The following is a 12,808-nucleotide window of genomic DNA, read 5'->3' on the forward strand; positions in this document are numbered from 1 at the left end:
CGGACGAGGGAGGACCCGGCTGCGACCGATCACGACGAGGACGGCTTACGGTCGGAGCGTAAACAAATCGTAAGGCCCGCTCCGCAGAGTAGGAGGCGTCGAGGCCGGCGGCACGGGACGCCGGATCGACGGACCATCCGAAAAGGGGACAGTACTGTGAGATTTTCGAGAGCAAGGCGGTTTGCGGTGGCCGCGATCGTGACGGCGGCCGTGCTGGCCGTACCGTCCGGCACGGCCGGGGCGGCCGGGCCAGCCGGTGCCGGGGACTGGTCGGCGGCCTGGGCGACCGGCCTGCACCACCCGGTGCCGGGCAACGACTGGGACGGGCCGAACTGGTCGGTCGACGGCTTCACCGGCGAGTCGGTACGGCAGGTGGTGCGGGTCAGCACCGGCGGCTCCCAACTGCGGGTCCGACTCTCCAACCGGTACGGCACGCAGCCGCTGCGGCTGACCGGTGCGACCGTCGGCAGCTCCGGTCCGGGCGCCGCCGTCCGACCCGGTACCCTGCGACCGCTGACCTTCCGGCACCGGCCATCGGTGACCGTCCCGGTCGGGGCGGAGCTGGTGTCCGACCCGGTCCGGTTCGGGGTCGCGGCGCTGGACCGGCTGACCGTCACCTTCTACTTCGCCGACCCGACCGGGCCGGCCACGTTCCACCAGGGCGGCCTCACCACCACCTACCGGGCGACCGGTGACCGGCGTTCCGAGCCGGGCGCCGACGCGTTCGGCGGCGACACCAGCCACTCGTGGTACTACCTGGCCGGCGTCGACGTCTCCGGGCCGCCGCCGCGCGGGGCGGGACGGGGCGGGTCCGACGGTCGGGACGCCGCCCGGGACACGGTGGTCGCGTTCGGCGACTCCCTCACCGACGGCTACGGCAGCACTCCCGGTGCCGACAACCGATACCCGGACCAGTTGGCCGAGCGTCTCGTGGCCGGCGGCCACCGCCTGGGCGTGGTCAACGTCGGAATCAACGGCAACAAGCTGCTGGCCGACTCGCCCTGCTACGGCGAGCGGGGAGTGACCCGGTTCCACCGGGACGCGCTCGGCCAGCCCGGCGTGCGGGCCGTGGTCGTCCTGATCGGCACGAACGACATCGGCGGGGGCGGCTTCCCGGACTTCGGCTGCGGCGCCTCGCCGGTGGTGACCGCCGCCGAGGTCGTCGACGGGCACCGGGCGCTGGTCCGGGCCGCGCACCGACAGGGGATCCAGGTGGTCGGCCTGACGATCCCGCCGTGGAAGGGCGCGTTCGGCTACGACACCCCGGCGAACGAGGCGGTCCGGGACCGGGTGAACGATTCACTCCGGGCCGGTGTCGGGTACGACGCCCTGGTCGACCTGGACCGGCTCCTCGCCGACCCGGCGGACTCGGACGCGCTGCGACCGGAGTTCGACGCCGGTGACCGGCTGCACCTCAACGACGCCGGGGCGGAGCTGATCGCGACCGAGGTCGCCCGGGCGCTGCGCTGAGCCGACCGGACGAGCCGGTGGCCGGGCGGTCAGCGCGGGGTACGTCCGACGACGTACCGGAACGCGTTGTCCAGGCGGTAGCCGCCGCCCGGCTGCCGGAACGGCCGGGCCGCGTCCCGCACCGTCGACGCGGTGCCGGCCACCGTCTCCGGATCCTCGCCGAGCAGGACGCCCCGGACCAGCGCGTCGTCGTCGGGCGCGTACCAGGGGACCGCCACCAGTCCCGCCGCCACCACGTCGAGCCCACCGTCGGCGAGCAGTCGTTCGAGACCACCCGGCTCCCGCAGTTCGCCGTCGGGCAGCGGCTCCTCGCCGGCGGCGTACGCGACCGCCCGCTCGACCGCGTCCAGGTCGTTGTGCCGCCCCTCCGCCCAGTTGGCGATCGCCACCAGTCCACCGGGCCGGGTGACCCGGACGAACTCGGCCAGCGCCTCCAGGGTGTCGTCGGCGAACTGCACGGCGTTGACCGAGGCCACCAGGTCGAACGTGTGGTCCGGCCAGGGCAGCCGCTCGGCGTCGCCGATCCGCAGGTCGGCGGCGGGTACCCGGGACCGGGCCAGCGCCACCATGCCGGGCGCCGGGTCGACCCCGGCGGTCGCCGCGCCGAGCCGGTCGAGATAGCCGAGCAGGTCACCACCGCCGCAGCCGACGTCGAGTACCCAGGAACCAGGTCCGATCCCGGCCGCCGCCACCACGGCCCGCCAGACCGGCTCGGCGAAGCTGCCCCACAGTTCGGCCCAGCCCGCCGCGACCGCCGACCAGCGGTCCGGGTCCGCCCCGTCCACCTGCCCCTCCTCCGACGATGGTCGACCGGGGCGGCCGGCCCCGGTGCACACCCTCCCGCCCTCGCCGGGCGGGAAGAGGACAACCGGGCGGCCACTCGCCCGGGATCCCGTTGCCGCCTCGGTTCAGCCGTCGCGCTGGTCGCGGCCGACCTCGCGGTCCCGGCGTACCGTCGCCTTGCGGCCCTTGATGGTGCTCTGCCGGAGCCGGGTGATCACCTCGTTCGCCGCGGACCTCGGCACCTCGACCAGGGAGAACCGGTCGGCGATCTCGATCGAGCCGATCTCCCGGCCGCTGACCTGGGTCTCGCCGGTGATCGCACCGACCAGGTCCTGCGGGCGGATGCCGGCCCGCCGGCCGACCCCGATGAAGATGCAGGCCATGTCGCCGGAGCGGGGCCGGCCGCCGCGCCCGTCCCGGGCACCGTCCCGACCGCCGTCCCGCCGGGCCCGGCCGTCCCGGTCGGCCCGGAACGCCACCTGCGGGATGTCCTCCTCCTCGTCGACCGGGCCGCCGGCCGACTCGTGCGCCAGCTTCACCGCCGCCAGCGCCACCTCCATCACGTCGAACTCGTCGGTGAGGGTCTCCACGATCACCCGGAACGGTTCGAGGTCGTCCTCCAGCAGGCTCTCGTGCAGCGCCGCCCGGGTCATCTCCAGCCGCCGGGTCCGCAGGTCGGCCACGGTCGGGATCTTGTCGATCGAGATCCGCTGCCCGGTGGTCCGCTCGATGGTCTTGAGCATCCGGTGCTCCCGGGGCTCGGCCAGGGTGATCGCCACCCCCTGCCGGCCGGCCCGGCCGACCCGCCCGATCCGGTGCACGTACGACTCCGGCGCCGGCGGCACGTCGTAGTTGACCACGTGGGTGAGCTGCTCGATGTCCAGCCCCCGGGCGGCCACGTCGGTCGCCACCAGCAGATCGGCGGTACCGGCGCGGAGCCGGCCCATCACCCGGTCCCGCTGCTCCTGGGTCATCCCGCCGTGCAGCGCCTCGGCCCGGTAGCCGCGACCGTTCATGGTCTCGGTGAGCCGGTCGACCTCCTCCCGGCTGCGGCAGAAGACGATCGCCGCGGTCGGCGCCTCGACGTCGAGTACCCGGCCGAGCGCGGCCGGCTTGTGCGCCCGGGCGACCACGTACGCGGTCTGCCGGACCAGCGGGGCGGTGCCGGTGGGCGCGGGCTGCCGGCCGATCTCGATCCGGGCCGGGTCCCGCAGGTACTGCCGGGCCATCCCGTCGATCCGGGCCGGCATGGTGGCGGAGAAGAGCACCGTCTGCCGCTGCTCGGGTACGTGTTGCAGGATCGCCTCGATGTCCTCGGCGAATCCCATGTCGAGCATCTCGTCGGCCTCGTCCAGTACCACCGTGTCGAGGCTGTCCAGCCGCAGGGTGTCCCGGGCGATGTGGTCCAGCGCCCGCCCCGGGGTGGCCACCACCACGTCCACCCCGCCGTCCAGCGCCCGCAGTTGCCGGGCGATCGGCTGGCCCCCGTAGATCGGCAGCACCCGTACGCCGAGGTCGCGGCCGTACCGGTGGACCGCCTCGGAGACCTGCACGGCCAGCTCCCGGGTCGGCACCAGGACCAGCGCGACCGGCGCACCGGAACGCTGCCCCTCCGGCAGCCGCTGCAACAGCGGCAGCGCGAAGGCTGCCGTCTTCCCGGTCCCGGTGGCGGCCTGGCCGAGCAGGTCACGGCCGGCCAGCAGGGGTGGGATGGCGGCCCGCTGGATGGCGGTCGGCTCCTCGTAGCCCAGCGTGCCGAGCGCGTCCAGGAGTTCGGTCCGCAGCCCGAGGTCGGCGAAGGTGCCGGAGTCGTCGTCGGGGTCGTTCGGGATCGTGCTGACCGGCGGAGCGGGTGGTGCGCTGTCGGAACTCATACCCGTCAGCTTTTCACCACGCCCAACCGGCCGACGCGGCGACCGGCGATCCCGGCGCGCCGCCGGCCCGGACCCACGGGTACCGGCGGGTCCGGCTCGACCGCGCCGGTACCGGCGCGGCGCCCGCCCGTCCGGGTGCCGCCCTCGTCCCGAAAGGTCGTTCCGGGAGGTGGACGCGGCCGGCGACCGCCCTCGGCGTAGCGTGTCGGATTGTCGTCGTCCGGGAGGTGGGAGCATGGGCCGGCCCAGCCTGGACCGCGACACGATCGTGCGTACCGCGCTGGCGGTGATCGACCGCGACGGGGTGGCCGGGCTGACGATGCGCAAGTTCGGCGCGGAACTCGGCGTCGACCCGATGGCCGTCTACTACTACCTGCCGGACAAGGGCGCGCTCTTCGACGCGGTCGTCGAGGCGGTCCTCGACGAGGTCGGGTTGCCGGAGCCGGCGCCCGGGGCGACCTGGCAGTCGGTGGTCTGGGACGCCTGCCAACGGCTGCGTACGGTGCTGCGCCGGCATCCGCACACGGTGCCGCTGATCGGTACCCGGCCGGTGCTGACCCCGAGGACGCTGGCCAGCAGCGACCTGCTGATCAGACAGTTGGTCGACACCGGGCTGTCGGCGCCGGAGGGGCTGCGGATCCTCACCTGCGCTCGCGCGTACACCCTGGGGCATCTGCTGGTCGAGGTGGGGGTGCCGGCCGGTCCGCCGCCGGAGGCGAACGTCGCCCCGGCCGAGGTGATGGCGGCCTACCCGGCGCTGGCGGCGGGGATGGCCCAGGGCTACGACCCGGACGGGCAGTTCGACCTGGGATTGCGGGCGCTGATCGACGGACTCGGCGGGCGCTGATCGACGGACTCAGCCGACGGTGAGGTTGCCCATCATCATCATGTCCTCGTGTTCGAGGTTGTGGCAGTGGAAGACGTACCGGCCGGGGTAGTCGGCGAACGGCACGATGATCTCGGCGGGCTCGCCGGGCAGCAGGTCGAGGGTGTCCTTCCAGCCGGCGTCGGTGCCGCGCGGCCCGCCGGTGCCGCGGGAGAGCACCTGGAAGTGGCTCAGGTGCAGGTGGATCGGATGGTGCAGGTCGCCGACGAGCCGCCAGATCTCGACGCTGCCGAGCCTCGGCGCCACGTCGACCCGCTCGGGGTGGAACGGCCGGCCGTTGATCAGCCAGTGGTGGGCGCCACCGGTGTCCCGGGACTGGAAGACCAGGCTGCGGGTGCGGGTCGCGTCGGCGCGCCGCAGCGTCCGGTGGTCTGCGGAGAGCCGCGCCGGCACCCGGGCCGGATCGGCCACCGCGTCGCCGACCTCGAACCGCATCACCCGGCCGGTGCCGGCGTCCTCGCCGAAGTCGTTGACCAGCGTGACGTGCTGCCCGGGGCGCCAGCGGGCGAAGTCGACGACGACGTCCACCCGCTCGGCCGGCGCCAGGTCGATGCTGTCGTGGCGTACCGGGCCGGGCAGCAGGCCGCCGTCGGAGCCGATCTGCACCAGCGCGCCGGGCGGGGCGGGGTCGAGCCGCAGCCGGTACCGGCGGGCGTTGGAGGCGTTGAGCAGCCGAAGCCGGTAGTGCGTGCCGGCCACCTCGGCGGTCGGCCACGGCTGACCGTTGACGAGTATCACGTCGCCGAGCACTCCGGCCTGGTAGGGCGGGTGCACGCCGGGGGAGCCGAGCAGGTCGTCGGAGCGGCTGGGATAGCGCAGCGTGCCGTCCTGGTCGAAGGCCCGGTCCGCGATCATCAGCGGCAGGTCGCGCTGCCCCCGGGGCAGTGGTAGCGCCTCCTCCTCGGCGTCGCCGACCAGGTGAAAGCCGGCCAGGCCACGCCAGACCGCCGGTCCGGTGAAGTCCATCCGGTGGTCGTGGTACCAGAGCGTCGCCGCCGGCTGGTTCATCGGGTACGCGTAGCCGCGCCGCCCCACGGTCACCGCCCCGCCGTGCCCGGCCGGGTGCTGCCCGGCGCTGCCCTCCGGCAGCAGGAGATCCGTCGGGTAGCCGTCGTGTTCGGCCGGGGTGTGGCCGCCGTGCAGGTGCACGACGGTCGGCACCGGCAGCGCGTTGCGGTGGTAGACCACGACGGGTCGGCCGCTGCGGCTGCGGATCGTCGGGCCGGGGAAGGTGCCGTTGTAGCCCCAGATCGGCGTGCCGACCCCGTCGAGGATGTCGGCCCGGCCGACCCGCTGCTCGATCTCGTAGACGTCCGCCTCGCCCTCCCGGCGGACCGGGGCGAGTTCGGCGGGGATCGTCAGCCGCCGGCTGAACGGCCTCGGCAGTGGCCGGCGGCTGCGCAGCAGCGTACCGGTCGAGGAGGACCCGGCCAGGCCGGTGAGCAGCGGTACGCCCAGGCCGGCGGCGCCAGCGCCGATCGCGGCACCGACCAGCAGGTGGCGGCGGCTCACCCCGGTCACCGGTCGGTCCCCGGTGTCCCGACCGGCGCGGCGTCGGCCCGTGGCGACGCGCGCCAGGCCCAGGCCGCCACGCCGGTCGCGGCGATCACGATCGCCACCCCGAGCGGTACGTGCACGGTGAGGATCCGGCCGAAGCCGAGCCAGTTCTGTGTGGAGGTGAGCCCGAGCAGGCCGGCCGCGAACAGTACCGGCCACCACGGTCGGCGGCCCCACAGCGTGATGACCAGCGCCGTCGGGATCGCCAGGATCAACAGCATGTCGATGACCGCGGCCGTGTTCTGGTGGGCGAGCAGCGACCCGTACGTCCCGGACAGGAACTGCCCGGCGAGGATCGCCTGGAGGTAGCAGAGCAGGGCGACCAGGGTGAGCAGGACCCGGTACGGCCAGAGGAACCAGTGGACGTTCCGTCTCGGTGCACCACGCATCGCTTCCGCCCCCCGGGTTCTTCTACGACGTAGAAAAGTACCACCAGGGTGCCCGGGGAACCAGCCCCGCCATCCGAGCGGACCCGGGTGGCGGGCGCGGTGCGGATACCATCCACATCGTGAACACGGGAAGTCCCGGATTCGTCCTGCCCGGCGCGGCCGTGGTGGTGACCGGGGCGGGTTCCGGCATCGGCGCGGCGCTGGCCACCCGGTTCGCCGCCGAGGGTGCCCGGGTGCTGGTCAACGACCTCGACGCCGACGCGGCCCGGGCGGTCGCGGCCCGGATCGGCGGCGAGGTCTTCCCCGCCGACATGGCCGACCCGGCTGCGGTGGCCGCGCTGGTCGGGTACGCCCGGGGCCGGTTCGGCCGGATCGACCTGTTCTGCGCCAACGCCGGAGTGCCCGGCACCGGAGGGCTGGACGCCGCCGACCACACCTGGGAGCACGCCTGGCGGGTCAACACCATGTCCCAGGTGTACGCCGCCCGCGAGCTGCTGCCCGACTGGCTGGCGGCCGGGCGCGGTCGACTCCTCGTCACCGCCTCGGCGGCCGGCCTGCTCACCCTGCTCGGCGCCGCTCCGTACTCGGTCTCCAAGCACGCGGCGGTGGCGTTCGCCGAGTGGCTGCGGGCGAGCTACGCCCACCGGGGAATCGTCGTGCAGGCGCTCTGCCCACAGGGTGTCCGCACGCCGATGCTGGAGCAGGGCGAAGGCCCCGGCGCCGCCCTGCTCACCGCCGGGGCGATCACCCCGGAGCAGGTCGCCGAGCTGGTGGTGGCGGCGCTGACCGACGACCGGTTCCTGGTGCTGCCACATCCAGAGGTGGCGACGTACTACACCCGGCGGGCCACCGACCCGGACCGCTGGCTGCACGGGATGAACCGGGTACAGCGCGACCTCGAACGGTCGGCCGAGGACTGAACCTTTTTCAACCTCCCCGTGCGGTCCGACGAGCCGCAAGGTCAGCGGCGGTGCGTGCGCGCCGCGCGGTTCAGGTTGAAAAGGGTTCACCGAGTGGTCGCTACCGGCGATCCGGCCCCGCCGTCAGGGGAGCGCGGCCCCGATCCGTCGGCGGAGTCCGGCGGAGTCGCCGGGACCGGCGTGCAGGAGCACCCGTAGCCCCGGCCCGCCGGACGGGTCGGTCGTGTCGGCCGCGATCGTGTCGAGGACGGCGAGCAGCACGCCGAGCTGCTCCGGCGGCTCGTCGGCGAGCAGTTCCGTCGGGTCCGTCACGACCAGCGTCCGGGGCCGCTCCGCGACGAGGTCGGTGAGGCACTCCTCGAAGGCGTCCCAGTTCCGCCCGAAGTAGTCCGGGAAGCCCAGCCGGGCCGCCCACTCGGTGAACAGGGCGGCCCGGGTACGACTGCCCGCCCCGCCGAGCACGGTGGCGTCCCGGGCCGGCGGGTCGGCCGACACCGTCAGCCAGCGCGGAAGTACGACGTCGGACTGGTCGGGCATCGTGATCCCTCGGTCGGTCCGGCCTCCCGACCGGACAGGTGCTGCTGCCACGGCGACGGTACGCCGGGGGCGGGAGGCCGGGCGTCCGGTGGTGCGGTCGTCAGAGCCGGTAGAAGTCCGTGTAGTGGTTCGGGGTGAACCAGGTCGCCCCGGTCGCCTTGTTCACCACGATCCGGTACGCGTCCCGGGCCGCACCACGGTTGCGCGGGTAGACGTCGTACTCGTAGTAGGTGGCGTTGGTCGGCAACTGGCCCTCGCGGTTGAAGTGCTGGCCACCGGCGTAGTTGTAGAGCCCGCCGCTCCACGAGTACCAGTTGCGGGCGGTGGGGAAGCCCCGGCTGGCCCAGCCGCTGCGGGCGGTCCGGGCGTCCGCGCAGCGGGCCATGGTGCAGGAGCTGTAGACGGCGGCCGACGCGGAGTCGGTCTGGGTCGGCGCGACCACCGCCGGTCCGACCAGCAGGCCGGCGACCAGGGCGGCCAGCATCGCGAAGCTGGTCAGGAACCGGCGGGCCCGGGCCGGGGTGGCCGGGAGGGGACGGACGGTCCAGCGGGGAGTGGCGGATACGGCCAAGGTGTCCTCCAGTTCGGACGGAGCCCGCGGGGTGTGCGGGTCGGCTCCATCTTCGACAGCCGAGGTCCCGACCGGTAGGGGCAGGCGGTGAAGTTAATCGATGCGCCACCGGCTGTTCCCGCCGAAGATCACTGCGTTCGGCGCGCGACGACTGCTGGCGGCTCCGGGGCGGAGGTCCGCGACGCCAGGCACCGGGCCGGACAGTGGTCGAGCCAGGGTCCGGGAAGCGGCCCCGGGTGAAACCACACAAACGGAGATTGCTGTCGGTTTGGTTCCGTCATCGCCTCCGGTGGTCAGTAGTGCCCAGCGGGTGGTCGCCCCCGGGAGAACAGGAGTGCCACCACGGGCGGAATGTCCTGGATCACGCGCTGCTGCGTCCGGCAGATGACCAAACTGTTACGGCCGGATGTTGACTGCCCACAGGAACGGGCGTAAACAGAAGGCAAGCAAAAACGATCGGGCGGGAGATCCAACAGATGTACGCCGAGGAACGTCAGCAGGAGATCCTGCGTCTGGCCCGCGAGGCGGGTCGGGTCGACGTGATGGCGCTGGCCGAGGGCATGAACGTGACCGCGGAGACGATCCGCCGGGACCTGACCGTGCTGGAGCGGGCCGGAGTGCTCCGTCGGGTACACGGCGGGGCGATCCCGGTCGAGCGGATCGGGTTCGAGCCCGCACTCGCCGCCCGGGACGCCGTACTCATCACCGAGAAGGAGCGGATCGCCAAGGCGGCGCTGGCCGAGGTACCCGACGAGGGTGCGGTCATCCTCGACGCCGGCACCACCACCGCCCGGCTGGCCCACCTGCTGCCCTCGGACCGCGAACTGACCGTGGTGGTCAACTCGCCGGTACTCGCCTCCGCGCTCGGCCTGAAGCCCAACCTCACGGTACTGCTGCTCGGCGGCCGGCTGCGCGGCAAGACGCTGGCCACCGTGGACGACTGGGCACTGCGCCCGCTCGCCGAGCTCTACGTCGACGTCGCCTTCATGGGCACCAACGGCTGCTCGGTCGAGCGCGGGATGACCACCCCGGACCCGGCCGAGGCGGCGGTGAAGCGGGCGATGATCGGTGCTGCCCGCCGGGTGGTACTGCTCGCCGACCACACCAAGATCGGCAACGACTACCTGGCCCGGTTCGGCACCCTGGCCGACCTCGACCTGCTGATCACGGACAACGGCGTGGACGAGGAACTGGCCGACGACGTGGAGGCGGCCGGCGTACGGGTGGTGCGGGCATGATCCTCACCGTCACGCTCAACCCCAGCCTGGACCGGGCGATGGAGATCGACCTACTGGCCCGGGGCGAGGTGATCCGGGCCGCCTCCGCACACCTCGACCCGGGTGGCAAGGGCGTCAACGTCTCCCGGGCACTGCTGGCCAACGGGGTACCGTCCCGGGCCGTGCTGCCGGTCGGTGGCGAGGAGGGGGCCCAGCTCGTCCGGCTGCTGGAGGGCGAGGGCGTCGAACTGCTGGTGGTGCCGATCGCCGGTCGTACCCGGTCGAACATCACCCTCGCCGAGCCGGACGGCACGGTAACCAAGATCAATGAGTCCGGCCCGGTCCTGGCCGGATCGGAGTTCGCCGAGGTCACCAGGGCGGTGCTGGCGGCGGCCGGCTCGGCCGACTGGGTGGTGGCCTGCGGCAGCGTGCCGCCAGGGCTGCCGGCGACGGCCTTCGGCGACCTCTGTGCCCGGCTGGTCGACGCCGGGGTACGGCTCGCGGTCGACACCAGCGGGCCGGCGCTGCGGGCCGCCGCCGAGGCCGGCGTGGCGCTGGTCAAGCCGAACCGCGAGGAGTTGGCCGAGGCGGTCGGCGTCCCGCTGCGGTCCCTCGGCGACGTGGTCGACGCCGCCGTCCAGCTCCGGAGCTGGGGCGCCGGCACCGTGCTGGCCAGCCTCGGCGCCGACGGCGCGGTGCTGGTCGACGCGAAGGGCGTGCTCACCGGCGAGTCGCCGGTGCCGCAGCCGAAGAGCACGGTCGGGGCCGGCGACGCGCTGCTGGCCGGCTTCCTGGCGGCCGGTGCGCGCGGCCCGGACGCCCTCGCCGAAGGGCTCGCCTGGGGTGCGGCGGCGGTCAGCCTGCCCGGCAGCCGGATGCCCGGCCCCGGCGACCTGCTCCGGAAAACCGTCCGACTCCACCCCCGACCGGACCTGGTCCGGCCGCTGCTGCCGCAGGGGTGAGCCGGTCATGCCAGCAAGACAGCGACAGCACTTCCGACGTCGGCCGACCCCCGGTGCCGACGGCATGACATCCGCACCCGGCCGCGTTCGGTAACGCGGGCCAACCTCTGCGAAGGAGTCCCCCTCATGGCCATGTCGTACACCCCGGAGGTCCGGGGCACCGGCTTCAAAGCCCAGGTCCAGCGAATCGGCGGTCACCTGGCCGGAATGGTCATGCCCAACATCGGGGCGTTCATCGCCTGGGGCCTGATCACCGCGCTCTTCATCCCGACCGGCTGGCTGCCCAACGAGCACCTGGCCAAGCTGGTCGATCCGATGATCTTCAGTCTGCTGCCGATCCTGATCGGCTACACCGGCGGCCGGATCGTGCACGGCCAGCGCGGTGCGGTGGTCGGCGCGGTGGCCACGGTCGGCATGATCGTCGGCGCGGAGATCCCGATGTTCCTCGGCGCGATGATCATGGGCCCGGCCGCCGCGTACCTGATCAAACTCTTCGACAAGCTGATCGAGGACCGGATCCGACCCGGCTTCGAGATGCTGGTCGACAACTTCTCCGCCGGCATCGTCGGTGGCGGTATGGCACTGTTCGGCGTCTGGGGGGCCGGCCCGGTGGTGGGCAGGCTCAGCGACTGGGCCGGCAGCGGAGTGGACTGGCTGATCGGGCAGAACCTGCTGCCGGCCGCCTCCGTACTCGTCGAGCCGGCCAAGGTGCTGTTCCTGAACAACGCGATCAACCACGGCGTACTGTCGCCGCTGGCGGTGGCGCAGGCGCAGGAGAACGGCAAGTCGATCCTGTTCATGATCGAGTCGAATCCCGGCCCGGGTCTCGGCCTGCTGCTCGCGTTCTTCCTCTTCGGGCCGCGCTCGCTGCGCCCGAGCGTACCGGCGGCCGGCATCATCCACTTCCTCGGCGGCATCCACGAGATCTACTTCCCGTACGTGCTGATGAAGCCGCGCCTGATCCTGGCCACCATCGCCGGTGGCGCCGCCGGAGTCGGCACCTTCATGGTCACCGGGGCCGGTCTGGTCGCCACCCCGTCGCCGGGCAGCATCTTCGCCTACGCGGCGGTCACCCCGCGGGGCGGCTGGTTCGGCATGGTGCTCGGCGTGCTGATCGCCACCGCGGTCTCCTTCGTGGTCGCCTCGGCGCTGCTCGGCTTCGGCAAGCTGACCGGCGAGCCGAAGACCGACGAGGTCGCCGACGGCGAGACCGACGACCCGACGCCGGCACAACCCGCGACCGAGGGCCGGGACCGCGAGACCAGCCCGGCCGTGGCCCGGTCCGCCGCCGCCGAGAGCTGACCGGAACCGTACGAAGGAGAGGGGTACTGCCATGGGCAGCATCAACGGTAAGGACATCCACAAGGTCGTGGTCGCCTGCGACGCCGGGATGGGCAGCAGCGTCATGCTCGCCAGCCAACTCCGCAAGCAGCTCAAGAAGTACTCGGTCACGGTGGAGCACACCCCGGTCAACTCGATCCCAGGCGACGCCGACGTGGTGATCACGCACAACGGGCTGGCCGCCCGGGCCCGGGCCGCCGCGCCCGACAAGATCGTCGTGCCGTTCCAGGTCTTCCTGGGCGACCCGGCGGTGACCGCCGTGGTCAAGGCGATCGAGTCCGGCGGTGAGGTCAGTGGCTGA

At 73.3% G+C, this 12,808-nt stretch carries 13 protein-coding genes; 7 read left to right on the forward strand and 6 right to left on the reverse strand.

Features of this window, described 5'->3' with window-relative positions; all coding sequences use genetic code 11:
- The first annotated feature begins 186 nt into the window (after positions 1 to 186).
- Positions 187 to 1,470, forward strand: coding sequence for an SGNH/GDSL hydrolase family protein (locus tag Pma05_RS06130; protein ID WP_203856313.1), 1,284 nt, complete (start codon positions 187 to 189; stop codon positions 1,468 to 1,470).
- Between the two features lie 29 nt (positions 1,471 to 1,499).
- Here Pma05_RS06130 and Pma05_RS06135 read toward each other — a convergent pair whose 3' ends face one another.
- Together Pma05_RS06135 and Pma05_RS06140 are read right to left on the reverse strand one after the other, a co-directional pair.
- On the reverse strand, positions 1,500 to 2,255 hold the full coding sequence (locus Pma05_RS06135; protein WP_203856314.1) for a class I SAM-dependent methyltransferase: 756 nt from the start codon (positions 2,253 to 2,255) through the stop codon (positions 1,500 to 1,502).
- A 123-nt stretch (positions 2,256 to 2,378) separates the two neighbouring features.
- Positions 2,379 to 4,127 carry a DEAD/DEAH box helicase gene (locus Pma05_RS06140; protein ID WP_203856315.1) on the reverse strand — a complete coding sequence of 583 codons (1,749 nt, stop codon included), beginning with the start codon at positions 4,125 to 4,127 and terminating at the stop codon, positions 2,379 to 2,381.
- A 235-nt stretch (positions 4,128 to 4,362) separates the two neighbouring features.
- On the opposite strand from Pma05_RS06140, the gene Pma05_RS06145 reads away from it, so the two are divergent.
- A complete protein-coding gene (locus Pma05_RS06145; RefSeq protein ID WP_203856316.1) occupies positions 4,363 to 4,974 on the forward strand; it encodes a TetR/AcrR family transcriptional regulator C-terminal domain-containing protein in 612 nt (203 codons plus the stop codon).
- 9 nt (positions 4,975 to 4,983) lie between these two features.
- Here Pma05_RS06145 and Pma05_RS06150 read toward each other — a convergent pair whose 3' ends face one another.
- Positions 4,984 to 6,534 carry a multicopper oxidase family protein gene (locus Pma05_RS06150; RefSeq protein ID WP_203856317.1) on the reverse strand — a complete coding sequence of 517 codons (1,551 nt, stop codon included), beginning with the start codon at positions 6,532 to 6,534 and terminating at the stop codon, positions 4,984 to 4,986.
- Positions 6,531 to 6,959 (reverse strand): hypothetical protein, encoded by a 429-nt coding sequence (locus Pma05_RS06155; protein ID WP_203856318.1) that lies wholly within the window; start codon positions 6,957 to 6,959, stop codon positions 6,531 to 6,533. Before Pma05_RS06155 ends, Pma05_RS06150 begins: the two co-directional genes overlap by 4 nt.
- A 119-nt stretch (positions 6,960 to 7,078) precedes the next feature.
- On the opposite strand from Pma05_RS06155, the gene Pma05_RS06160 reads away from it, so the two are divergent.
- Positions 7,079 to 7,879, forward strand: a complete 801-nt coding sequence (locus Pma05_RS06160) for an SDR family oxidoreductase (RefSeq protein WP_239311763.1) — start codon at positions 7,079 to 7,081, stop codon at positions 7,877 to 7,879.
- 123 nt (positions 7,880 to 8,002) lie between these two features.
- Here Pma05_RS06160 and Pma05_RS06165 read toward each other — a convergent pair whose 3' ends face one another.
- Positions 8,003 to 8,416, reverse strand: a complete 414-nt coding sequence (locus Pma05_RS06165) for a barstar family protein (RefSeq protein WP_203856319.1) — start codon at positions 8,414 to 8,416, stop codon at positions 8,003 to 8,005.
- A gap of 100 nt (positions 8,417 to 8,516) precedes the next feature.
- Positions 8,517 to 8,900: a ribonuclease domain-containing protein gene (locus Pma05_RS06170; RefSeq protein ID WP_203856521.1), complete on the reverse strand. Its 384-nt coding sequence runs from the start codon at positions 8,898 to 8,900 to the stop codon at positions 8,517 to 8,519.
- A gap of 563 nt (positions 8,901 to 9,463) precedes the next feature.
- Here Pma05_RS06170 and Pma05_RS06175 point away from each other — a divergent pair.
- The 4 genes from Pma05_RS06175 (at position 9,464) to Pma05_RS06190 (ending at position 12,808) form a co-directional block, all read left to right on the forward strand.
- On the forward strand, positions 9,464 to 10,225 hold the full coding sequence (locus Pma05_RS06175) for a DeoR/GlpR family DNA-binding transcription regulator (protein ID WP_203856320.1): 762 nt from the start codon (positions 9,464 to 9,466) through the stop codon (positions 10,223 to 10,225).
- Positions 10,222 to 11,166: a 1-phosphofructokinase gene (gene pfkB, locus Pma05_RS06180; RefSeq protein ID WP_203856321.1), complete on the forward strand. Its 945-nt coding sequence runs from the start codon at positions 10,222 to 10,224 to the stop codon at positions 11,164 to 11,166. The genes Pma05_RS06175 and pfkB overlap by 4 nt, the downstream gene beginning before the upstream one ends.
- A 126-nt stretch (positions 11,167 to 11,292) precedes the next feature.
- Positions 11,293 to 12,468 (forward strand): mannitol-specific PTS transporter subunit IIC, encoded by a 1,176-nt coding sequence (gene mtlA, locus Pma05_RS06185; protein WP_203856322.1) that lies wholly within the window; start codon positions 11,293 to 11,295, stop codon positions 12,466 to 12,468.
- A gap of 31 nt (positions 12,469 to 12,499) precedes the next feature.
- On the forward strand, positions 12,500 to 12,808 hold the full coding sequence (locus Pma05_RS06190) for a PTS sugar transporter subunit IIBC family protein (protein ID WP_203856323.1): 309 nt from the start codon (positions 12,500 to 12,502) through the stop codon (positions 12,806 to 12,808).

It is taken from the genome of Plantactinospora mayteni (assembly GCF_016862935.1).
GTDB classification, from domain to species: domain Bacteria; phylum Actinomycetota; class Actinomycetes; order Mycobacteriales; family Micromonosporaceae; genus Plantactinospora; species Plantactinospora mayteni.

Bases quoted from the DNA above. Each gene is read 5' to 3' on its own strand.
- Pma05_RS06155 (WP_203856318.1), bottom strand. From the start codon at position 6,959: ATGCGTGGTGCACCGAGACGGAACGTCCACTGGTTCCTCTGGCCGTAC.
- pfkB (WP_203856321.1), top strand. From the start codon at position 10,222: ATGATCCTCACCGTCACGCTCAACCCCAGCCTGGACCGGGCGATGGAG.
- Pma05_RS06145 (WP_203856316.1), top strand. From the start codon at position 4,363: ATGGGCCGGCCCAGCCTGGACCGCGACACGATCGTGCGTACCGCGCTG.
- mtlA (WP_203856322.1), top strand. From the start codon at position 11,293: ATGGCCATGTCGTACACCCCGGAGGTCCGGGGCACCGGCTTCAAAGCC.
- Pma05_RS06175 (WP_203856320.1), top strand. From the start codon at position 9,464: ATGTACGCCGAGGAACGTCAGCAGGAGATCCTGCGTCTGGCCCGCGAG.
- Pma05_RS06165 (WP_203856319.1), bottom strand. From the start codon at position 8,416: ATGCCCGACCAGTCCGACGTCGTACTTCCGCGCTGGCTGACGGTGTCG.
- Pma05_RS06140 (WP_203856315.1), bottom strand. From the start codon at position 4,127: ATGAGTTCCGACAGCGCACCACCCGCTCCGCCGGTCAGCACGATCCCG.
- Pma05_RS06170 (WP_203856521.1), bottom strand. From the start codon at position 8,900: ATGCTGGCCGCCCTGGTCGCCGGCCTGCTGGTCGGACCGGCGGTGGTC.
- Pma05_RS06190 (WP_203856323.1), top strand. From the start codon at position 12,500: ATGGGCAGCATCAACGGTAAGGACATCCACAAGGTCGTGGTCGCCTGC.